Source organism: Ornithobacterium rhinotracheale DSM 15997, from assembly GCF_000265465.1.
In the GTDB taxonomy this organism is placed as follows: domain Bacteria; phylum Bacteroidota; class Bacteroidia; order Flavobacteriales; family Weeksellaceae; genus Ornithobacterium; species Ornithobacterium rhinotracheale.
Map to the genome: position 1 here is coordinate 870,185 of NC_018016.1, position 23,578 is coordinate 893,762.

Below are 23,578 nucleotides of genomic sequence, written 5' to 3' on the forward strand. Positions count from 1 at the left end.
TCTATATTTTTTAATTTTAGAATGAGGCATTTATTCCAAATGAAACAGTTTTGATTGTTGGGTAAGTACCTCTTACAGAAGGAGACTCTGGGTCGAAATCTTTCAACCTCTTATCTGCTCTAATGGTAAACATATTGGTTCCAGAGATGTATAATCTCAAGTTTTGAAATCCGATTTTTCCCATGGCTTTTTGTGGTAAAGTGTAGCCTAGTGAGATGTTTTTGATTCGGAAATAATCTGCATCATACAACCAGAAAGATGATTTTCTTCCGTTGTGGTTATTGTCTGCGGTAGGCAATAATCTAGGGTAATTAGCTTTAGGGTTTGGGTTATCTTTAGTCCATCTTCCTAAGTGATATTTTTTAGCTCCAGCCCCATTAAAGAATGCTTGTGTAGCTTCTTCAAACAAGTAAACGCTTACGCCATCTACCCCTTGTCCTTGAATGCTTAAATCGAAGTTTTTATAACTCATGTTGATGTTCAAACCATAAGTTAAATACGGAACATCGTTTCCAAGCACCGTTCTATCGTCTGCAGTGATTTTTCCGTCTCCGTTTAAATCTCTATAAATGATGTCTCCTGGAGAGGTGTTTTTACTTTGTTGATTGGCATGTTTTTCAATCTCGTCTTTGCTAGTAAATAATCCATCTGCTATGTATCCATAAAAATCTCCTATAGAACCGCCTTCTTGTTTAATCCAGTAGCCTTCGATTTGCTTATCTTGCCCTCTTAAATCTTTGATTTCGTTCCAGATTTTAGAGAAGTTTCCAGAAATACTGTATTTAAAATCTCTGATTCCGCCATTGTATTTTAAAGACAATTCAACACCTTTGTTGTTTACTACCCCTCCATTCACAGCAGCTCTTTCGCTATCTCTTAATCCTAATTCATAAGGCTGTGGTGTTTTCAACAAAATATCTGATGCTTCTTTTTTAAATACATCTGCTTGCAATTCTAAGCTGTTTTTAAGCACGGCTAAATCAAAACCAAAGTTGGTGGTAGTTACTGTTTCCCAAGTAAAGTTTTTATTTACTTGAAGAGAAGGCCACACGCCGTCTGCCAAAACTCCGCCTGTAACATATGCTGGACCTAAGCCTAGTACATCAAAGTAATCATAATAACCTACATTGTTTACATAACCTGCTTTACCCCAAGAGGCTCTAAGTTTTAAGTTGTTTAGCCAACGAAGGTTTCTCATAAAATCTTCTTGAGAAACTCTCCACCCAGCAGAGAATGAAGGGAATACTCCTACTCTTTGGTCTTTATGAAATTGTGAGGATTGATCGATACGAACATTGGCTTCGAATAAGTATCGGGAATCGAAAGCATAAGTTAATCTACCAAATTGTGAGAAGAATTTTCTAGCTGAATGGTCTCCACCATTTCCTAAGTTTTCAGCTTTTCCAGAACCTGCATTTATGGTAGTCAATGCATTGGACGGATAGTCATCTCTACGAGCCATCAACTCTTCGTAATAATAGTCTTCGTATTGCACACCCGCCATCAACGACATATCGTGCTTGCTGATTGTTTTGGTATAAGTTGCATACATTTGGCTCATTAAGTTGTAATCATGCTTCCAAGTCTTTTTCAAGCTATTGATTCTGGTATCGGTTCCTGCCATGGGCTGTTTAGAAATATGCCCGATTAGTCGCTCTGTTCTATTGGTGAAAGAAGAGTTTCTTTCATCATAAGTTTTATAAGACATTACCCCTGTAATGCTTAAATCTTTGAAAGGCTTATATTCTGCATTTAAGCTAGCAATAAAACGATTGGTTTCGTAGCCTCCCCAGCCACCTTCTTCTACTCTGCGGACAGGATTGTTCGATGCGTTTACAGTGTTTTCTGCCCCCGCAGTCACGGTTCCCCAAGATCCATCGCTGTGTCTTAAAACAGAGAGTGGAGACATTCTGTCTAAGTTTTGAGTATTCCAGTCGCCTTTTCTTTTAAATTTCTCTAGGGTATAAGAAACATTTGTTCCTAATTTAAATTTATCTGAAAATTGTCTTTCTGTATTTGTTCTAAAGCTATATCTTTTTAAATCTGTTCCAGGAACCAAAGACTCTTGGTCAAAGAAAGTTCCACTCACATAATATCTAGTTTTTCCGCCACCAGAAAGGCTGATGTTGTGCTCTTGAATAGGAGCGGTTCCTTTGTAAAATAATTTATACCAATCATTATCAGGATACAAATCTGGGCTATTTCCTTCCTTGATTTTCTGAATTTGCGCATCGGTAAAAATAGGTTTCTTTCCGGCATTAATATTTGCCTCATTAGACAATAAAGCAAACTCTAGCGCATTCAACTTCTGAGGTAGGTTGATGGCTGTTTGCAATCCATAATAGCCGTTATACGAAATGCTTGCTTTTCCTTCTTTCCCTTTTTTGGTCGTAACCAAGAACACGCCATATGCTGCACGCGCTCCATAAATTGATGTAGCCGCAGCATCTTTTAAGATAGAGATACTTTCTACATCGTTAGATGGGATTCTTTGGAAATCTCCCGCACTTACAGGGATTCCGTCCACAATGTAAAGCGGAGAAGAAGTTCCTAAGTTTCCTCGTCCTCTCACATTAATGCTTCCCATGTCGCTACCTACATTCCCTGGTCTTGAAATTACAGTAACACCTGGCGTTACTCCTTGCAGCGCATTAGTCAAAGAAGAGGTGGCTTTCCCCCTAATGTCGTCTGCCGAAACTGTGTTTACAGTTCCTGTCATGTTTACCTTTTTCTGAGTACCGTATCCTACCACGACATCGAGCGCAATTTCCTTCTCTAGTAGTTTCAAAATACCCATGTTTAACTTGTCTACGGGAAATCTTTTCTCATTCAAAGTAACAGGATCTATTACAATCAAAACATCTCCTATCTTTCCATCTATTTGGAAATTCCCCTCATGATCGGATTCCACTTTTAGTTTTTTATTGCCTTGCAATCCGATTATGGCTCGATCCACAGGACCGAAATCATCTTCCACTTTACCGGTTATCACTTGCGCAAAAATAACACTGGTAAAAAAGAATAGCATGAAGCTACTCCATATCATTTTTCTCCTCATGTGTAAAAATTTATTATGTTAATTATTGTTTAAAGATAGAAATTAAAATTCAATCCAAAAAATTTTTAACCCCTCAATATGTACATTTTACACAAAAACTTTTATCATATTGCTCGTTTCAAAAATTATAACTACATTAGTAAGCTTTTAAAAATTTCATAAAAACAATAAGAATATTTTTTGTTAATTTCTACTTTCCTAAGCCCTATTTCGAGAAATATACGCTATCTTTGTAACATACTCTACCTCACATGATTGTAGCCAAATTAGAAAAAGCGGGCAAAGAATACAAAAGTGGCGATACCACAATCGTTGCTTTGCAGCCTACGGATTTAGAAATCAACAAAGGCGAGCTCACACTTATTCTTGGACCCTCGGGCTCTGGAAAAACTACCTTGCTCTCTATGATTGGCTGTGTGATTTATCCCAGCTATGGCAACATTTATCTGGAGGGGCAGCAAGTCAATAATTTAAAAGAAGACAAGCTCTCCGAAATTCGATTGCACAAAATCGGCTTTGTGTTTCAAAGTTTCAACCTTATTCAGCCATTAAATGCTTTGGAAAATGTGATGCAACCACTGCTTTTGATGAAATTGGATAAAAAAACGGCTCGCGAAAAAGCTACCGAAGCACTCACCAAACTAGGTATAGCCGAAAGAATGTACTCGCTCCCTAAGAATTTAAGCGGTGGGCAACAGCAGCGTGTTGCCATTGCGCGTGCATTGGTAACCAATCCTTCTATTATATTGTGTGATGAACCCACCGCCTCGCTCGATGCCAAAAGTATAGGCGTGGTGATGGAAGAGCTTAAAGAATTATCCAAAGAAGGCAAAGCGGTGATTATCGTAACACACGATCACCGACTCAAGAAATTTGCCGATCGCACCATTTTTGTGTCTGATGGGCGTGCCTATGATTACGATCCCGAAGCCGAAGATTTTTAACCCTAAAAAAATTCCTCAACAATGAAAAAAAATACCAAAAATCGATTTTTTCTTACTCTCTTTTCGAGTTTAATGATTTTCACCGCTTGCCAAAAGAAAGAAGACAATACGCCACCTCCACCGCCTACGGTGCCTACAGATATTTCTCAAGTGCAGGCAACGGGCGAAATCCTGCCCAAAGATGGAATTTCCAATATCGCGTCCGAAGTTGGAGGCATAGTCCAAGAGCTTCGCGTGGCAGAAGGAGACCAAGTGGAAAAGGGACAAATCATCGCAGTGCTTTCTACACAAAACGCACAATTGAACGAACAAGAGATTAAAACCAAAATCGCTACACAAGAAGCGCAAATTCAAGCCAATATCAATAACAATCAGCAATATTTAATTAATATTAAAGACCAAGAGCAAAATTTAGCCACAAGCCAAAAACTGCTGGCAGAAGGTGCCGAAACGCAACAAAATGTAACCAATCAAGCCAATCAATTGGCGTTGCAAAAGGCAGCTTTAGCTCAAAACAAAAAGAATATTGCGGTGAGCCAGAAACAATTAGCCGAGCTAAAAGTTCAATTACAGCAAAGTCAAAATTCGATAAACACCCTTTATTTAAAGGCTCCAGAAAGTGGCACTTTAAAGTCGCTCAACATTCAAGTAGGAGACGCCGTGACGCCCAATGGGCAATATGCAGAGCTTATCCCTAATGGGGATTTAATCGCTCAGGCAGAAGTAGACGAACTATTTGCCAATCGTGTAAAAATAGGACAACCCGTGAGCATTGAACGCATTGGCTACCCTGAGGTTTTAGCCACTGGAAAAGTGATTCAAGCAGATAATTTTTTAGGCGAAAAAACCTTATTTACCAATCAACAAAACGACCGCACCGATACGCGCGTGAGAAAAGTAAAAATCTTAATCGAAAACAACGCCAAAGGTGTTTTGATTGGCTCAAAGGTAAATTGTTTGATTAAAATTAAAAATTAATGTTTAAGACAGCCTACAAATTCATTCGGTTTGACCGAGCCAAAAGCATCGGCATCATCACGGGAATTGTGATTTCGATATTTTTGATTGGTCAGCAATTAGGCACGCTGGGCTATCTGAGTGGGCTCATGAGCGGAATTGTGCGCAACTCAAATACACAAATTGCCAAAATCTGGGTGGTGGATCGCCGTGTGAACAATGCCAATGCACTCAACACCATCAATTACTCGCTAGTCAATGAGCTAAAAAGTATTCCTGGTGTGCAGGAAACTTATCCGATTTTGGTCGCCAATGCCGAGGCTAAATTTGCAGCAGGCAATGTGGCGCCCGTAACTTTGCTAGGCAGTTCTGCGCCCGCCTTTATTCTCGGCCCTCCTCAACATTTAATCTTAAAAGGAAATTTACAAGATTTAATGCAGAGCGGGAACGTTTCGGCAGATTATTTTGATAAAAAAAATTATAAACAACCCGTGGAATTGGGCGAAATGCTCGAAATCAACGGCAAGCAAGCCATCATTAATCTAGAAACCAAAAGTGCACAAGGCTTTGGTGCCTCGTTTATGTTTACCAGTTTAGAAAATGCTCGCTATTTCTCTGACTCTCCGTCGCAAAACATAAGTGCAGTGCTCGTGCAGCCCAAGGCTGGCACCGTAACCGATAGTCTTGTAAAAGCCATCAACAGCCACTTCTCTAGCGTGAAGGCATGGAAAGCTACCGATTTGCAAGAATCATCTGTAAGCGTAATTTTAAAAGAATCTAGCATGGGAATCAGCTTTGGATCTTTAATTGGTTTTGCCGTTATCAGTGGATTTTTCATCATTGGGCTATTGCTCTACTCCTCTGCTTTTGACAGGATTAAAGATTACGGAACACTTAAAGCCATTGGAGCCAATAACCGATATGTGAGCAAATTAATCATCTGCCAAGCCATTATTTATGCCTTCATCGGATTTTCCATAGCCGTGATTCTTTTGTATTTGATGAAATGGGGCATGGCATCATCTGGACTCATTCTCGTGATTACGCCACTCATGCTCTTAGAATTGCTAGCAATGACGCTTTTTATCTGCATCGGTGGATCGCTCTTTGCGCTACAAAAAATCAAAAAATTAGAACCCGCTTCGGTTTTCAGATAAATTTAAAACCCTAAAAAAATGAATACATTTCGCTCTATATTTCTCTGGATTATTGGACTAAGTTTCACCGCTTTTGGACAAAAAATCCCTCAAAATTTAAGTTTAACCGAGGCACAAACCATCGGGCTCGAAAATAATGCACAACAACATTTAAACAAAGTAAATCTTGAAATTGCCAGAGCCCAAACAGCAAGTGCACGCACTGGGCGCATTCCTAGCGTTTCGGGAAGTGCCAACTTTCAGCGTAATCTAATTATACCAGCTACGCCTGTGCCAGCCAAAGCCTTTAACCCGCAAGCCAAAGAAGGCGAAATCGATTATATGAAATTTGCTACACCTTGGGCACTTACGGCGGGCGTAAAAATGGAATATCCACTGTTTGACCCTACGACCAAAAACTTGATTTACAAAGCAGAGAAAAAGGAAAAATTATCCGAAATCGACAATGAGATTGAAAGCATAAAGCTAAAGGGAGATATCGCACAAAACTATATTGAAACAGCCATTGCACAAAAACAATGGGAACTCGCTCAAGAAAACATAGCACAAGAAAACGAAAATTTGCGAATTACCTTAGCCCGATTTGAAGCGGGGCGCGCAACCGATTACGATAAAAATTCGGCTAAAATGCAAGTGAACAATGCCGAGGCACAAGCCATGCAGGCGCAAAATATTTTAAATAAAGCTAAATTAAAACTACTGGCAAGCATGGGCGTTTTGGCGGAAAATAGTGGTGTAGAAAATCTGAATTTAACCGATTCTTTGGAAGATTTAATGCAAAATGCTATCATTCAAAACAATGGACTTATTGCGCAAAAGGAGGAAACTTCTCGTTTAAGTATTCAGAAAAATCAATTAAATCAAGAAATTGTACAATCTGATGTAAAGAAAACCAAATCCGATTATTTGCCTCGTTTGTCGCTCAATGCTTTTCTTGGCACCAATCATTACAGCGAAAATTTAAACATTTTTGAAAACAAACATTGGCGTGGCAATAGCCATATAGCTCTCGGGCTAAATGTACCTATCTCTGAGGCTTATGCTACAAGCAAAAAACTAGAAGAACTGAATTGGCAAGCTCAACAATTGGAAAAACAATTGCTACTTGACTCACAAAATCGTATTGAAAATTTGGCTACCGCTCAGCAAGAAATGAATGCTAAAAAGACCATTCTTGAGAAAAAGCGTGAAAATATAAATTTAGCCAAAGCACTCTACGAAAACAAACTCAAACTTTACAATGCAGGGCGTTTGCTTTCAAATGATTTGACACAGACCAAATATCTGTACCAGCAGGCACAAACCGAGTACTTGCAAAGCGTGTACGACTACTTATCTGCCGTGAATCAATTTAACACAGATTGGGAGGTGTTGTAGAGTAGCACAAACATTGTACAAGTTTGTACAAATTTAAATTTATTAATTGTAATTAATTTTAATTATCATAAATTTGTTCTGAATTGTTGTAGAATTTATGAAAAGGCAAATTCAGTTCAAGAAAAAATTATACAATTTACTTGAAAACGACAGCAACTATAGCACGCCTCGTGCTATTTTTGATATTATACTTGCAATCGTAATCCTTACCTCGATTATTCTCTTTTTTATTGAAAGTAAAAATGGGGAGTTATCACCTTTGCTATTAGAAGTTGATTTAGTGATTACAGTTTTTTTCATCATTGAGTTTCTTCTAAGGGGCTATGTGTGCAGTAATTTCAGAGAAGATTGGAAAAAGAATGGCGCCGCTTATGCTATATACCAAAAAGTGGATTGGTTAAAAAGACCTATGACGGTAGTCGATTTCCTAGCTATCTTACCTGGGATTAAAGCTTTTAGAGTATTTAAAAGTTTTAGAATTTTAAGATTATTTAGACTACTCAGAGCTAAAAGATTATATGTTCTACTAAAAGAACAACGAATCATTGCCGCCATAAAGGGAATGAAGGAAAGCGCAAGAGTTTTTTATATTACATTAATCTTCACAGCACTTTCGTTTATCTTCGTGTCTTCTATTTTATTTTTCATAGAAAATGGAGAAGGCTCTGAAGAGTTTGACACCTATCCCAGTGCCTTGTGGTATGCCGTAAAGGTTTTAGGCTTTGGAAACGACACTCCACGCACGCTTTTAGGACATATCCTTACCGCTTTTTTGCTTTTGCTCAACATGGCAATTTTCGGAACATTTATATCTTTAATTATAACTAAAATACAAGGGCTTATGAACGCAATAACATCTGGAAAAATTGGAAAAATTAAACATAAAAACCATATCGTAATTTGTGGGTACACAAAATCATCTAAATTAGTAATTGAAGGGCTATTAAAAAACATTGAAAACAGAAATAAAATTGTATTAATCTCTGAAAAAACAATCGAAGATACCCTAGATGGCGTTATCTATATAAATGGAGATTATACAGATGACGAAATTTTGGCCAAGGCTAATATTTCAGAAGCCAGCTATGCCGTAATTTTTGCCGAATTTCACCCTCATGATACGATAAGAGATGTAGATTTAAGAACTGTTTTAACTGTATTTAATATCGAAAAAATAAATAAAAACATCCATACCATTGCAGAAATTCAAGAGGAGAAAAACGCAGAAATTATCCGAGACAAAATTCAAGGAGATGAAATTTTATACAAAGAAGTCATCGACTCCAAAATCATTTTAAACTGTTTAGACACTCGCTATATTTCTGAGATTTTTTACAATCTTCTTGGAGGTGTAAGCCATAAAGATAAAAATACCACAAAAGATGTTTCTAGCAAAATTCATGAAATCAAACTAGAAGATTGCGAAATAAATTTACCATGTACGGCAAAGGATTTAAAATTTTACTTTATTGAGAATGAGGCAAGTTTAATCGGTTATATTGATAAAGATAACACGCCCCATGTTTCTCCTAAAAATGATGAGATCATCCCCGAAAATTCAAGAATTATCTATATCAAGTAATCTTTTACAACTGCTCAGTTTCGATGTTGGAACCTTGTGTAGTGTCTACTTTTTCGCCGTAGAATTTAGGCGTGCGATTGATTAAACAATCAAAAAAGGCTTTTATGCTAGCACCCCATTCTCTTGGAAAATATTTCCTTTCGCCATAGAGGACTTGGCTTGCGTAGCCTTCGGCATCGATACCTTTTTCTCGGGCAAGAAAAACAGCTCGCTTTAAATGAAAATCTTGCGTTACGATGATAGCGTCTTTAATATCAAAAATCTTATCGGCGCGTTCCATGCTTGAGTAGGTATCAAATCCTGCATAGTCTCCAAAAATGATGTTTTGAGGAATTCCTTTTTGAAGCAAATAATTGTTCATTGCCGAAATTTCATCATAATTCTCGGTGCTATTGTCCCCAGAAATGAGGATTTTGCGTACTTTCCCCGATTGATACAATCTTATAGCGTCATCCAAACGATTACGCAAATAGTAGCCTGGCTTTCCGCCATTTTTAAGCCCAGTTCCTAGCACAATAGCAAAAGTGCGAGGAGAGAGTTCGCTTACTTTATTTTTCACATAAGGCGAAGCCTGATAATTGGTATAAAATGGAATACACAATACCACCAAACAAATGAGCCCAATGGGAAAAATCAGTTTTTTGAACATTTATTTATATAAATTAAATATTTCCAACGAATTTTTAGTCGTAGTTTCCTCGATTTCTTTTAAGCTCACGCCATACACATCTACCAATTTTTGCGCAATCAGCGGGATGTATTTGCTCTCGTTTCGCTTGCCTCGGTGCGGAGTAGGTGCCAAATACGGCGAATCGGTTTCGAGCACGATATGCTCCAATGGAATTTGATTTAAAAATTGATCGATTTTGCCATTTTTAAAAGTAACAACGCCTCCAATTCCCAACTTCAAACCATAGGAAATAGCTTTTTCTGCTTGGTCTAAAGTCCCCGTAAAACAATGGAAAATCCCGAATAATTTTTCGTCCTTATTCTGCTCCAGAACTTCAAACACCTCATCAAAAGCCTCACGACAATGAATCACAATCGGGAGATTATATTTTTTGGCTAAATGAATTTGATGTGCAAAAGCCTCTTGCTGAATGCCCAGCGTGCTTTGTTCCCAATACAAATCTATCCCGATTTCGCCCACTGCAGCAAATGCTCTCTTTGCCAAATATTCCTCTACGGTTGCCAATTCTTGCTTATACGATTCTGGTTTCACATCCACGGGGTGCAGCCCCATCATGCTATACATTTGCTTGGGATATCGCTCCTCTAGCGACAACATAGCTTCGTGCGTATTGGAATCCACCGCGGGCAAGAAAAATCTTTCCACGCCTTGCGAAATGGCTTGTTCCACCACTTGGTCTACATCGTTTTCAAATGCTTCGGAATATAAATGGGTGTGAGAATCAATATACATGCTGAATTTGGTATTTTATTTTATCTATTTCTTGTTTAAAGGTATCTGGCGGAAACGAAAGTGCCAGCTGGTCGATGTTTTTAAGCGTGTCGTACAAAAATTTACGATGCTCTATCGCATACGGGTTCATTGGGCGATGTGCCACCGCTGCGTTGATTTTGCCCACTTCTTTGTTAAGCTCTTGTGTTTTTTGGCTAAAGAAAGTATCGGCAAATCGTTCCCAAATGTATTCTACCGCCAATTGATTAGGGTGCAACATATCCCTGTCATAAAAACGATAATCGCGCAACTCATCGAGCACAATTTCATACGAAGGGAAATAATACACACCAGGCGTTTCATCGCTTAAAACATGATTTATGGCTAAATGTAGCGTGCCTTTGCTTAAATTATTTTCTCTAAAACCATCTTTGGCATGTCGCACAGGACTGATGGTAAAAATCACATTAGCCTCTGGATTAATGTCCTTGCAAAGTGCAATGATGTTTCTCAACGATTGAATGACCTGCGTTGGGGTAAGCAAAATTTTATCAAACTGAGTTTGCGGTATTTTATGGCAATTAGCCACAAAGAAATTTCCTTTTTTTAAATGATAAGCCCAAGCCGTGCCCAAAGTAAAAATAAAGACTTGCGCACGATTGGTAAACAAATGTGCTTGTTCTATATTTTGATTGATTTTCTCAAGCGTATCATCTACTTTGTTGGTCGAAAATTTAGTGCTATGATCCCAGCTAAAGAATAAATCGTTGTAGTGAAAAATCTCCTTTGGCGTGTAAAATTGCTGCGAATAAATACGCATCAAAGCGTTTTCTATCGCCAGCGGATGAAACAAAGTCCCAAACGGATTGCACATCGCAGGAAATTTAAACTCAGATAATTTATTATAAATATTTTCGGCAAAGCAAGAGCCCATAGAAAATAGCGGCTCCCTATGCTGAATATTAAAATCTGGATTTTCTATTTTTATTTTGGTACTAAATTCCATAGTGAAAGATTAAAAAGTACGCCCAATTAATTTTTGTGCAAATTGTGCCAAATCTTCTTTTGAATTTACATTTCCTTGAATCGCATTGAGCGAATCGATGGCTTTGCGTGTGTATTCATTAATCATATCGCCCACTTCGACATCGATGTTTAGCACTTTAAATATTTTTTCTACGGCGTAAATTTTATCGATATTTTCGGTTTTAATTTCGTACCAATATTCCAATTCATCGCGCTGACGCTCGTCTGCTTTTTCCAAAGCTTTGATGTAAAGAATCGTTTTTTTGTTTTCAAAAATATCGCCCGCGTGCTTTTTCCCAAAGGCATCTTTATCCCCAAAAACATCTAGCAAATCATCTTTTAACTGAAAGGCAATGCCAAGATATTTCCCAAAGTCGTACAAATGATTGGCATCTTCCTCAGACGCTCCCGCAATCATTGCTCCCACTTTGAGTGCACAAGCCGTGAGCACGCCTGTTTTGCCTGTAATCATTTTCTCGTATTCGGCAAAGGACACTTCTTTTTGGTTTTCAAAATTCATGTCGTATTGCTGCCCTTCGCAAAGCTCTATTGCCATTTGGCTAAAGTGCGTTACTACTTTTTTGAAGACTTCAGGTTTTAATTCATTAAATAATTGATACGATTTAATCATAAGCGCATCTCCCGAAAGCAATGCAGTGTTGATATCGTATTTCTCATGCACAGTGGCTTTTCCTCTACGAATCGGCGCATCGTCCATAATGTCGTCGTGCATCAAGGTAAAGTTGTGAAAATATTCCATGGCTAAACTTGGCTTTAAAGCCTCGTTTATATCACCACCAAACAATTCGCAGCCCATTAAACAAAGGGTAGGACGCAAACGCTTTCCGCCCAATTGCAAGATATATTCCATGGGCTCGTACAATGCTTCGGGTTGCTTGATCAGTGAATTTTGCGTTAAAGCTTGCTGAATTAATTCTTGGTATTGGGCTATTTTTGTCATGATTAAAAATTTTAAGTGTGATAAAGATAATGTGCTTTGTCTTTTTGTGCAAAAGATTCCTTTATTAAATTAAAGTTTGATTGTTCTCGTAATTTAATTTTAGAAATATAAAAAGCATAAACATAAATCCCCAGAGCGAGCTACCGCCATAGCTTAAAAACGGCAACGGGATTCCCACCGTAGGGAACAATCCGATGACCATTCCAATGTTGATGAAAAAGTGCAACAACAAAATGGAAGCAACACTGTACCCAAAAAATCGTGCAAAAGTGGTTTTTTGGGATTCGGCGAGATAATACAATCGTGCAATAAGGCATGCGTAGAGCAATACTAAGGCGGTGCTTCCTACAAAGCCCCACTCCTCGCCCACGGTGCAGAAGATATAATCTGTCCACTGCTCGGGCACAAAACGCCCATCGGTAATGGTTCCTTTGTTCCAGCCCGTGCCCCACAATTCGCCTGAGCCAATGGCTGTTTTGGAATACAATAAGTTATACCCCGAAGTATCTCGATACTTGCCTTCGCCCTCAAAGAGCACCATGATTCGCTCGCGCTGGTGCTTTGGCAATTTTTCAAGGATTTTATCTGCATTAAAGCTAATTGCCATCACAATCCCCATAGAGAAGATTAGCAATAAGGCTGAGGATAAAAATTGGCGTGTGTGGCTGGCTTTGATTTTCACAAATTGCGAAATCCCTGTATCATAATCACGGTTGCCTAAATAAATCCCTAAACAAGTGATAAAGCAAATAATCGCCATGAGTAGAGACGAAATATTTACCATGATTTCGGTTTTTCTTGAAATAATGCTTTCTATGCCTAAGTCTTGCAAAAAGAATTTAGTGAAAATCGTATTTAGTATAAAAAATAAGCCTAAGCCAAAATACAAGCCCATCAAGGCATACATGCCACGAAATGAAAGTTTGTTTCGCCCAGAAAACAGGGTAAAAAGTGTAATAATCAGCCAAAATACAAATCCTATTCCTGCGATGAGCAAACTACTATCCCACACAACGGACATTAAGAAAACGCCGCCTAATCCAATCGGGATTAATAAGAAAAAGGGAGACATGCCCTCGCGATACATGGCTAAGAAAAACGCTCCAAATACGAATAACGATCCCACATCGGGCTGCAATAAAATCAGCACGGCAGGAATGGCGATAAAGCCCATGCACATCAAAAAAGTTTTGGGCTCGCGTATATCATTAGACGGGATATTGAGTGTGTGCGCAATCATCAATCCCGTGGCAATTTTCATCAGCTCCACGGGCTGAATCCCCACGCCCCCAATGGAATACCACGCTTTTGCCCCGTTGATTTCTTTTCCCACAAAGAGCACGCCCACAAGCGAAAGCACGCCTGCTATGTAAAAGAGAAAGGCGTAAATATCAAAAAAGTTTTTGGTAAAGGAAGTGATAATCATAAAAAAGAAAATCATTCCAAAACCTAATCCTATACGCACGATTTGCTTGACACCATAGTCTGGGTCTACACTATAAATGTTTGCCACACCAAATGCCATAATTACCAGCACCATCAAAATCACTGGCCAATCTATTCCGTTATAAAATCTACTTGACTGCAAGGCTATCTACTTTTGGAGGTTCTACATACCAGCCCAATCTTTTTAGGCGATCTATTTCCATCTTACGATAAGTAGGAGTTAAATCTCCTTTTATCATTCTATTTTCTAAGGATTTTCTACTTCCTTTCTCTACTTCGCCAAAGAGGTATTTCTCTGCCACCAAACTCGCAATTGGTGCCGCCCAGCGAGCTCCCCACACACCGTTTTCCACCACTACGGCAACTACGATTTTGGGATTTTCGACAGGAGCTATAATTACAAATAGAGAATGATCGGGACCTTGTGAAACTTGGGAAGTTCCCGTTTTCCCAGCTTGGGTAAATCTTTTAGAATAATATGCCCTTGCCGTTCCTGCTCGGCTAAACACATATTCCATTCCCTTTAGGAAGGGAGGGAAAAGTTTAGGATCTACTTTTACATAATGTTTCTTGGTATAAAGCGTGTCGTACAATGGCTCGCCGTCTATTTTTTTGACGATATGTGGCGTATAATAATAGCCTTTATTCGCCACCGCAGCGGCAAAATTTGCCATTTGAATTGGGGTTAAAAGAATTTCGCCCTGCCCAATTCCGTTGGAAACAACGCTATACGGTTTCCATTTGCCTTTACCCAAAAATCGGTTATAGTATTTTGAAGTAGGTATATTCCCTTTGCTCCCCACTGGCATGTCGGTACCGAGGAATTTACCTAATCCAAAGCTGTGCATAATATCTGCCCAGTCATCAATACTGTGTTCTATATTAATAAAGTCTTTTTTAAGAATATCTATCCAAGCCTTGGAGAAATAGGAGTTACACGAACGCTCTATGGCGGTTTCTATTTTTAAAGCTCCTCTACCGCAATGGCAATTCATGTGGGATCTACTATAATAAAAGCCGTGATGACAGGTATATACTTTGGCAGAATCTGCCACGCCTAGCTGAAAGGCAGAAAGCCCTGTTAGGATTTTGAAAGGCGAACCTGGCGGATAGGCTGCTTGCAATGCTCTATCATACATGATTTTGTTGATGGAATCTCGCATCATTCTTGAGATTTCCCCAGGCACATTATAGCGTCTCGGGTCGATAGAAGGAGACGATGCCAAGGCTAAAATTTCGCCTGTTTTGGGCTCTATGGCTACTACAGCACCTCGCTTGTTTTGCAACAAAGACTCTGCGTATTCTTGCAGGTCATAATCTATACTTAGATTGAGCACCTTTCCGTTTTCTACTTGAACATCTTTATCGCCATTTTCATATGCTCCAATGGTGCGCAGGCGAATATCTTTTTTTAAATATTTGAAGCCTTTTTTTCCTCTCAATACTTTTTCATAAGACTTCTCTACGCCAGACATTCCTGCCAAATCCCCTGGATCGTAATAAGAAGAGTCTTTTTTAATGTAACTAGGACTCACCTCTTGAATGTAGCCCAAAACATTTCCTCCGCCCGAAACGCGGTATTCTCGTTTAGGCTTTTGCACCACATCAATGGCGGGATACTTATACATTTGCTCCTGAAAGCGTGTAAAATCCTCTCGATTAATCCCTTTGATAAGTGTAAAAGTCCCTACTTTGGTGTATCCTTTGATGGCTTTGATTTCAGCCATTTTTTGGTCAAATTCTTCTCGGGAGATTCCTATCAGTTTACAAAACTGAATCGTGTCAAATCCCTTTTCTAGCAAGAGAGGGGTAATTTGCAACTCATAATCCCAGCTATTGGTTACGAGTAATTTCCCGTTCCGATCAAGAATGTCTCCTCTTTTGGGATAAATGATTTCTCTTTTGATCGAGGTGTTGAATGCATTGAGGATATAGCGATCGGTAAAAAGCTGAAGATATGCCAAACGCGCTATGAAGCTGAGGCTGATAGCTATGATTAAAAAATAAAAAAGGGCTGTTCTTTTCATTTATATTTCGCTCTGTCTTTTAGGAGGAAAAGATAAAATATAAATTGCCGAAAGTATTATGCTTATTAAGGTTCCGATAAGGCTACGCTCTACAATTAGCCAGAAATTATGCCACTGCAAACTTTCAATTAAATCAATGCTTAAATGCTGAATTAATATCAGCACAACGATGTAAACGCTCCATTGCAAAAAGGAGAAATTCGCAAATTTGGAATTTCCTAGTTCGTCTACATTTTGATTGGATAAAAGATTAATCAATGGATTTCTGAGATAAGCTACCAAAACCGTGGCAAAGGCATTCACACCGCCTGTGTGCTCAAAAACATCTATGGCAAAACCTATGGCAAAGGCATAGAGCAAGAGTGCATAGCGATTGGTGCTAGAAGGAAGCGTTAATATAAACAATATATAAATGTAAGGATTGGCATAGCCCCAAAAATTTATATTATTAAAAATTAGGACTTGCAGTAGTATGAAAAATATCATTTTCCCTACATTGGCTAAACTACTCTGTACCATTGGCTAACTCCTCTTCTTTGGCTTTTGCTTGTTGAATATCTGGTCTTTCTAAATCCTCTACTACATATACATTTTTAACTCTGGCTAAATCGTTGAATGTAGTAACCTCTATGTTGTAATCTCCTGTTTGTGGATTGGGGCTCAGTTTTGAAACTCTACCGATGAGCTCCCCCTCTGGATACACTGCAGATGCTCCCGCGGTAACGACGGTGTCTCCCACCTTTACATTCAAATATTTGGGAATTTCTGTGAGCTCAAGAATCCTGTGATCTTCGCCTGGCCATTGAATAATCCCAAAATAATCTAAGTTTTTTACTTTAGCCTTGATATTGGTCTTGGAATGCAGGATAGACAATACCAACGCATAGTGCTTAGAGGTTGAAAACACTACGCCTACAAGCCCATCGAGCGAAAGCACAGCCATGTCTTCTTTTATGCCATCTGCCGCTCCTTTGTTAATCAAGAAATAATTATCTCTCTTTCTTAAAGAGTAATCTACCACCTGTGCAGGAAAGTATTTAAACGGGTACAATAGTGTAGAATCCTTTAGGCTTATCCCCTGTGCAGGGCTAGATTGTAAATTTTTGAGAGACTGCCTCAACAAAGCGTTTTCTTGTGCTAGGGCTTCGTTTTCCTCCGGCAAATCAAAGAAATGTGAAACTTTTGCTATTTTACCTGAAACATAGCCATCTACGCTCATCATTTTCTCTCCTATTGCCCCCTTGTGGTATCCACCCTGTGTAAACATAAGAAACACTGCCACTCCCTCCAGCAGGAGAAAGAGCACAAAAACACCTATTTTTGAGAGTAGATTGACTAAAAACTGCATTCCGACGAGAACTCTATATATCTATCGCTCTAAGAAAGTGAATTTATCCATATTTTTCAAAGCGATACCTGTTCCCTTTACTACGGCACGCAACGGATCTTCTGCCAAGAATACCGGCAATCCTGTTTTTTTAGAAATTCGCTGATCTAGCCCGCGAAGCATTGAGCCTCCGCCCGCCATATAAACACCCGTGTTGTGGATATCTGCTGCCAACTCTGGTGGTGTCTTGGACAAAGTTTCCATTACAGCATCCTCAATACGAGAAATAGAGTTATCCAAAGCTCGTGCTACTTCTTTATAGTTTACCACTACTTCTTTAGGCTTACCTGTAATCAGGTCTCGACCTTGCACATAGATATCATCTGGCTCGTGCTCTAATTCTTCTAATGCCGAACCGATTTCGATTTTGATTCTTTCCGCAGTACGCTCTCCCACATATAGGTTGTGGTGCGTTCTTAAATGATAAGCTATATCATTGGTAAAGATATCTCCTGCAATTTTCACCGATTGGTCTACCACGATACCTCCTAGCGAAATCACCGCGATTTCTGTGGTACCGCCTCCTATATCGATGATCATGTTTCCTTCTGGTTGCTGGATATCTATCCCTACTCCAATAGCGGCTGCCATAGGCTCATAAATAAGGCGTATATCCTTGGCATTTACATGCAATGCCGAATCTTTTACCGCTCTACGCTCCACTTGCGTGATGCCCGAAGGGATACAGATCACCATTCTAAGTGCTGGCGCAAACATTCCGCCTTTTAAGCCTGGAATCATAGAGATAAATTCTCTAATCATTTTCTCAGACGCCTCAAAATCAGCGATTACCCCATCTTTCAAAGGACGCACGATCTTGATGTCATCATGTGTTTTCCCTTGCATTCTTTTAGCCTCGTGCCCCACGGCGATTAATTTCCCTGATTGGCGATCGATGGCTACAATGGACGGATGATCTACTACTACTTTATTATTATGAATGATTAAGGTATTTGCAGTACCTAAGTCTATTGCGATATCTTTTGTAAAGAAATTGAATAAGCCCATGCTTCTATTATACAGTATTTTTGATGTTAATTATTTTCTCTCTGCAAAATTAATATTTCTACCTAAATATCATGCTATTATAAGCAAAAAAAGTTTGTTATTATTTTATAGTTTCTGCAGCTCTTATCTTTCAAGTATTTACATCGCGACAAACTCTCTGGGAATACTCCCCCAACTCTGTGCACAAAGTTTACCAAGTCTCTGCACGGAGTTCCCAAACTCTCTGCACAGACTTTAGCAACTCCGTGCAGAGAGTTTATAGCCTCGTGGGCAACTCTCCTCACAAAACAAGGGCAGCACTCTATGTACTGCCCTTGGGTTTTTATACTAATACTGTATAATACTAACTGTTTTTCTTGATACGCTCAAAGCCTGCCGCCTTCATGCTATCTAGGATACGCTTGCCTGGGCGGTAGTTTACCCCTACCTTTTTGATTAAGCCCGAATGAAAATCTTTCTCTGTATCTGCCGCTCCACTGCTTAAAGTGGCATAGAGCGAGCCGAGCTTATCTAAACGAACGATTTTGCCCGCTGCCAAGGCGTCTTGAATTACATTCTCTAGCGCAATGATAACGCCACGAATATCTGCCTCGCTGAGTGCCGAAAACTTCTCAATTTGCTTAACGAGCTGGGCTATATCCATTTCTCCATCGCTTGCCACCACGGCATAGTATTTTTGTGGTTCTTCTGGCTTGCTTGGGTTTCTTCGCTGAATTACATTGTATTTTATGCTCATATTTTTTATTATTTCTATTTATAATTGTTTATTTATATTACTTAATGTCCTCTGCTTTTTCGGTGCTAATCCTTGAGGCAACGAACCGGCTGCCCGAAGGAACGGCTGAAATCGCTCATGCCGCTACTGCTCGAGTTGAAGTACAACTCCCATGCGTTGCCGCTACCATCCTGCGTAGACGACCAGTAGTAGCCGCTGCTACCTGCGTAGTTGAACTGCGAACCAAGGGTGTAGCGGCGGTAGCCTGCAGCGGGAAGATTTAACTGACGCTCACTCCACATTTTATCTGAATTAGAAGAATTTGTTCCACTTAAACTTTTTCCCACAATTGTATTATATAAATTTCTTAACTCCTGCTCCGTAGGCGTATGATACCCATTTGGACATGGATCATGATAAGTGGTTAAACTTGACGACATATCGCTACTCCAAGACAGATTTGAATGTACTACACGTCCTGAAGTGGAACTTGTCCAATCTACTAACTCATGTCCATTTGCCTCTCTTCCCCACTGAAACAACGAACCATATGCCTTATAATCAGTCTTACTTGTAGCCTGCTGGGTTGGATTAAAGTGTCGAGAATTAACATTAGCATAATCCGCTCCTAAATTGTTATTTAACCATGTTCTACCATCTGGTCCTGTGATAGGAATATAGATAAACTGGTGCTCTAATTTACCATTGGTTTCCACCCCAAACTTCTTATCTGGGATACCGCCTATGCCTTTTAATACTACAGTTGCTCTACTTCCGTTTATATCTACATTAAATGTGGCTATATCATACGAATCCCCAGGGGCTAACTGCCTTACCAAATACTCTTGGTCGCTACCGCTCACCGTAATCGTTGCCTCTAACTCACCTGTTACCCCAAAGTTACCCGCAGGGATAGAGAGGCTTAAATTATTTACATCACCACCTTGCCCTGGTGCGGTTCTTATGTTGTTAATGTTTACAGCATTATATGAGCCTTTCCCATTGGTATATGGGATTTTTATCGTTACTTTTTCTGCTCCGTTATTTATTTTTCCTTGGATAGTAGTATTAGTAGGCTGGTAATACAAAGACACCGTGTAATTGTCTTTGTTCGCAACACTTGCAGAACCTAAACCTAAACCTAAGCCTACCACAGTTTGCTGGTCGGCGGAAAGCCCTAATTTCTCAAATTTAGCTACTAAGGTTCCTGCCTCTGGCGTACCCTCTAACTGATAGGTGAGCACCCTGCTTTCTCCTCCATTTAACGAAACACTGGTGTGCTGCCCTTGCTTAACGCTTACATTGCCCTGCTTGGAAGCCCCACTAGAGGCGTTCTGTATGCTCACAGCATCAGAAAAATTAACATTTGTTATCCCTACAAAACCATTGTTCACTAACTTAAACTTAACCGATTGACCATTTAATGCTACGCCACCAATAAACTGTCCACTCCAGCCGGCTGGCTCCACACTCACATTTTGAGACTGCTTATTGTTCACATCAGGAATACAACTCCACTGGTGTACCCCATTCACTACCCCAAAATACATCTCTAAACATTTCTTGGTTGTGTTAAAAATCATTGTACCCACCTTAGGGTTTTCAAACTTAGCACGCTCCTCCGTACTAAAATTGGGGAACGATACTCCTTGGGGCTGCGTCGATGGCACGTTGCTCAACTCCGCAATGTCCAAAGTAGCTTGGGGAGAGTCGGTATTAATCCCTACACGCCCCTCTGCATCTTGCTGTGCAAGGGCTACACCGCCCGACAGCAACATTCCTAGAAGATAAAAACTTCGTTTCATACTCTTTTACTTTTTTAAAATTAAACTTTATGATTTATTACTTTTTACCCCTTGTGCATTTAGGAAAAAAATAAAAAAAGATTGTTCATTCGACTAAAAAGTCGTATATTTAATTAGTTATCAATTGATTAAATACATGAACAATCTTATACAAAACTACAAAACTACAAAATTATTTTGAAAGAACTGAAAGAAACTTGCAAAAATATTCCTACTAAAAAGAAAATCCGAAAACCGAAATTGTCTGATATGGAATTAGTGGCACTGAATATTACCGCGGAATATATGTCTATAAACTCTGAACTTCAGCTATTTAGACGCATCGCTGGAACGGAATTAGACAGCAAAATAGAAAGAAGCGTTTACAACAAAAGAAAACGAAAACTTTTTTCATACATCGAAAAAATAAGGAAGACCCTAAGTGAAAAATTCTCAGATTTTACCGATGTTTTTATCGTAGATTCAACCCCTATTGAAATTTGTAAAGTGAGTAGAGCCCATCGTTCCGCCATCTGTTCCACTGATGAAATACACCCCTCATTTGGGTATTGTGCTGCCAAAAAATCAAAGTATTTTGGGTACAAACTTCATGCGGTTTGCGACAAAAATGGCATCTTTCATTCCTTTGATTTTACACCTGCTAATGTCCATGATGTCAACTACCTGAAAGACATCAAAGAAGACTTTAAAAACTGTGAGTTAATCGGGGATAGAGGCTATATCAGCAAGGAAATTCAACTGGATTTATTTAACTGTTCTAACATCAATTTATCCGTTCCGATGCGGAAAAACCAGCATGATTTTGTAGCGTTTCCAAAAGTCAAATCAAGAATTAGAAAACGTATTGAGACGAATTTTTCCCAGCTGTGCGGACAGTTTTTAATGGGCATCAACTTAGCCAAAACTTTTCAGGGATTCATTACAAGAATACTGTCAAAAATCACTTCTTTTACCATGATTCAGTATCTCAATTTTTTCGTATTCAAGAGAGATTTGAACAAAATTAAAGTGAATTTGTGCTAAATGCACAACGGGTACTTTTTATTTTTCTTTATATTACACGGGATTTTGTATAGTGTTTCCTTTTGCAGGGCTAATTCACCTCTCTCTTTACGATTACTCCATATACTCCGCTTTTGCAAACTTCTTCTTTCAACCAACTTTTTTCCTTGATGAAAAAAGTTGAAAAGTCTGCGAGAGCAGAGTATGTGAATCAAGAGCAAGTGAAATGGGCTACTGCGTACCGTAGGACTACGCGGGCTTGCCTCCCTTTCTCCCTAGGCTCATCCCTCGGACGCGCTCCGCTCCGCCTACTGCCCATGCACTTGCTCATTAAGGCTTCGCTTTATTTGAGTGGGAATGTTGAAGCTTACGCGTGGTGGTGAGTGAAGGCAGGTTTAGGGAGAGCCTCCATAGCGAACTTGAAAGCCAAAGCTTTCAAATAGCGGAGGCGAACCCCGTGCCGCAGGCAAACCGCTGCCTTCGCTCTTGACTTTTTCGTTCTTTTGGGTCAAGCCAAAAGAACAAGAAAGAAGACACTAGCACTATACAAAATCCCAAAGAACTTCTCATTTATATCGATTACAGCTGTAAAGCTGTATTTTCTTTTAATCAAAAAAGCCTTACTGCAGTATTAGGGAATACTACAGCAAGGCTAAAACTTAAAAACAATGTCGGCTATTCTCATAGCGAACATTTCTCCATAACTCTTTTAGTCTCTCGACCAAAAAAATTAAGTATGAAAAAAAACATTCTACTAGGAAGCGCGTTCCACGAGAGTATATGAAAAAAAGTATTTTACAGTGTGGGGCACTGCAAAAACATTTCTTTGTAAAAAAACATAAAGCCAAAGCTCCTAAACGGAACTTTGGCTTTAGTCTCTTTATACAATATAGTATAGCTAGCAACAAGCTAGCAACAATATTTTTGGTTTTTAAATAAAGGAAAGAAGCATTTGCACAAGCAAATAGACAAACTATATTATAAGGTATATAATTGTGTGTGCGTGTGTGTTTGCACTTTTTCTCGAACTAAGCAAGAAAAAGTTGTTAAATTTATCATAATTCATTATATGTGGCACACGCTGTTTCATAGACAGGGGCAAAGCTATAAAAAGTTTTAGGAACTACAAGCTCTTAGGGTGTTAAAGTTTTTTGATCTAATATTTTAAGTATAAGCCTATGATAATCCCCACCAAGCTACCTCCTATGTGGGCAGCATGCCCGAGATTGCCTAAATTTCTTTTCATTCCAAAGGCGGAATAGGCTAAATAAACCACACCAAATAGCCACGCAGGAAAACTAAAAAATGGCATAAACACAATTTGCAAAGGCATCTGAGGAAACAATATGATACCCGCAAACACAATCCCCGAAACACCGCCCGAAGCTCCTACTGCGTTGTGCCAGCGATCTTTATGATGCACCAAAATCGTGAGTAAATTCCCACTCAGTATGGCTAAAATATAAATCAACAGTGTTGCCTGAATCGAAAATACATATAACACCACAGGCATAAACACATACAGAGCAAACATATTGAAAAACAAATGCATACCATCTGCATGAATAAAGCCTGATGTAAAAATACGATCGTACTGCTTTTGGTCTAAAATCGCAGACATTTGAAATTTAAACCGATCGAACAATTCTGGTCGTTCCCATGCTTGCCAACTGGTAAAAACCGTGAGCCCTATGATAAAATAAGTTATATATTCTCCCATGAAA

General features: G+C 39.2%; 19 protein-coding genes. 6 read left to right on the top strand and 13 right to left on the bottom strand.

Annotated features, from left to right (window positions below):
* Positions 1-16: 16 nt before the first annotated feature.
* Entirely contained in the window at positions 17-3,058 is a 3,042-nt protein-coding gene (locus tag ORNRH_RS04070; protein ID WP_014790640.1) for a SusC/RagA family TonB-linked outer membrane protein, read from the bottom strand.
* Between the two features lie 251 nt (positions 3,059-3,309).
* Here ORNRH_RS04070 and ORNRH_RS04075 point away from each other — a divergent pair, with 251 nt between their 5' ends.
* The 5 genes from ORNRH_RS04075 (at position 3,310) to ORNRH_RS04095 (ending at position 9,075) form a co-directional block, all read left to right on the top strand.
* Complete coding sequence (locus tag ORNRH_RS04075; protein WP_014790641.1) at positions 3,310-4,002, top strand: ABC transporter ATP-binding protein; 693 nt, start codon at positions 3,310-3,312, stop codon at positions 4,000-4,002.
* A 21-nt stretch (positions 4,003-4,023) separates the two neighbouring features.
* Entirely contained in the window at positions 4,024-4,980 is a 957-nt protein-coding gene (locus ORNRH_RS04080; protein WP_014790642.1) for an HlyD family secretion protein, read from the top strand.
* Positions 4,980-6,116: an ABC transporter permease gene (locus tag ORNRH_RS04085; protein WP_014790643.1), complete on the top strand. Its 1,137-nt coding sequence runs from the start codon at positions 4,980-4,982 to the stop codon at positions 6,114-6,116. Before ORNRH_RS04080 ends, ORNRH_RS04085 begins: the two co-directional genes overlap by 1 nt.
* Positions 6,117-6,134: 18 nt before the next feature.
* Entirely contained in the window at positions 6,135-7,493 is a 1,359-nt protein-coding gene (locus ORNRH_RS04090) for a TolC family protein (RefSeq protein WP_014790644.1), read from the top strand.
* A gap of 97 nt (positions 7,494-7,590) precedes the next feature.
* Complete coding sequence (locus ORNRH_RS04095) at positions 7,591-9,075, top strand: ion transporter (RefSeq protein ID WP_014790645.1); 1,485 nt, start codon at positions 7,591-7,593, stop codon at positions 9,073-9,075.
* Positions 9,076-9,079: 4 nt separating this feature from the next.
* On the opposite strand, the gene ORNRH_RS04100 is transcribed toward ORNRH_RS04095, so the two are convergent.
* The 11 genes from ORNRH_RS04100 to ORNRH_RS04150 form a co-directional block, all read right to left on the bottom strand.
* Positions 9,080-9,724: a SanA/YdcF family protein gene (locus ORNRH_RS04100; protein ID WP_014790646.1), complete on the bottom strand. Its 645-nt coding sequence runs from the start codon at positions 9,722-9,724 to the stop codon at positions 9,080-9,082.
* Positions 9,725-10,498, bottom strand: a complete 774-nt coding sequence (locus ORNRH_RS04105; RefSeq protein ID WP_014790647.1) for a TatD family hydrolase — start codon at positions 10,496-10,498, stop codon at positions 9,725-9,727. It abuts the gene before it with no gap.
* Positions 10,488-11,483, bottom strand: a complete 996-nt coding sequence (locus ORNRH_RS04110) for a GSCFA domain-containing protein (protein WP_014790648.1) — start codon at positions 11,481-11,483, stop codon at positions 10,488-10,490. The genes ORNRH_RS04105 and ORNRH_RS04110 overlap by 11 nt, the downstream gene beginning before the upstream one ends.
* A gap of 9 nt (positions 11,484-11,492) precedes the next feature.
* Entirely contained in the window at positions 11,493-12,464 is a 972-nt protein-coding gene (locus tag ORNRH_RS04115; protein ID WP_014790649.1) for a polyprenyl synthetase family protein, read from the bottom strand.
* Positions 12,465-12,528: 64 nt separating this feature from the next.
* Positions 12,529-14,052 (bottom strand): rod shape-determining protein RodA, encoded by a 1,524-nt coding sequence (gene rodA, locus ORNRH_RS04120; RefSeq protein ID WP_036601281.1) that lies wholly within the window; start codon positions 14,050-14,052, stop codon positions 12,529-12,531.
* Positions 14,039-15,937: a peptidoglycan D,D-transpeptidase FtsI family protein gene (locus tag ORNRH_RS04125; protein WP_014790651.1), complete on the bottom strand. Its 1,899-nt coding sequence runs from the start codon at positions 15,935-15,937 to the stop codon at positions 14,039-14,041. Before ORNRH_RS04125 ends, rodA begins: the two co-directional genes overlap by 14 nt.
* Complete coding sequence (gene mreD / locus ORNRH_RS04130; protein ID WP_014790652.1) at positions 15,938-16,456, bottom strand: rod shape-determining protein MreD; 519 nt, start codon at positions 16,454-16,456, stop codon at positions 15,938-15,940. It lies immediately after the preceding gene.
* Positions 16,443-17,285 (bottom strand): rod shape-determining protein MreC, encoded by an 843-nt coding sequence (gene mreC / locus ORNRH_RS04135; protein WP_014790653.1) that lies wholly within the window; start codon positions 17,283-17,285, stop codon positions 16,443-16,445. The genes mreD and mreC overlap by 14 nt, the downstream gene beginning before the upstream one ends.
* 21 nt (positions 17,286-17,306) lie before the next feature.
* Positions 17,307-18,332: a rod shape-determining protein gene (locus tag ORNRH_RS04140; protein WP_014790654.1), complete on the bottom strand. Its 1,026-nt coding sequence runs from the start codon at positions 18,330-18,332 to the stop codon at positions 17,307-17,309.
* A gap of 343 nt (positions 18,333-18,675) precedes the next feature.
* Positions 18,676-19,068, bottom strand: coding sequence for an HU family DNA-binding protein (locus tag ORNRH_RS04145; RefSeq protein WP_014790655.1), 393 nt, complete (start codon positions 19,066-19,068; stop codon positions 18,676-18,678).
* A gap of 65 nt (positions 19,069-19,133) precedes the next feature.
* Positions 19,134-20,852, bottom strand: a complete 1,719-nt coding sequence (locus ORNRH_RS04150) for an FISUMP domain-containing protein (protein ID WP_014790656.1) — start codon at positions 20,850-20,852, stop codon at positions 19,134-19,136.
* A 132-nt stretch (positions 20,853-20,984) separates the two neighbouring features.
* Between ORNRH_RS04150 and ORNRH_RS04155 the strand changes: the two genes are divergently transcribed.
* Positions 20,985-21,875, top strand: a complete 891-nt coding sequence (locus tag ORNRH_RS04155) for an IS982 family transposase (protein ID WP_042275197.1) — start codon at positions 20,985-20,987, stop codon at positions 21,873-21,875.
* 1,135 nt (positions 21,876-23,010) lie between these two features.
* Here the strand turns inward: ORNRH_RS04155 and ORNRH_RS04165 are convergent.
* Complete coding sequence (locus tag ORNRH_RS04165; RefSeq protein WP_014790658.1) at positions 23,011-23,574, bottom strand: rhomboid family intramembrane serine protease; 564 nt, start codon at positions 23,572-23,574, stop codon at positions 23,011-23,013.
* Positions 23,575-23,578: the final 4 nt, after the last annotated feature.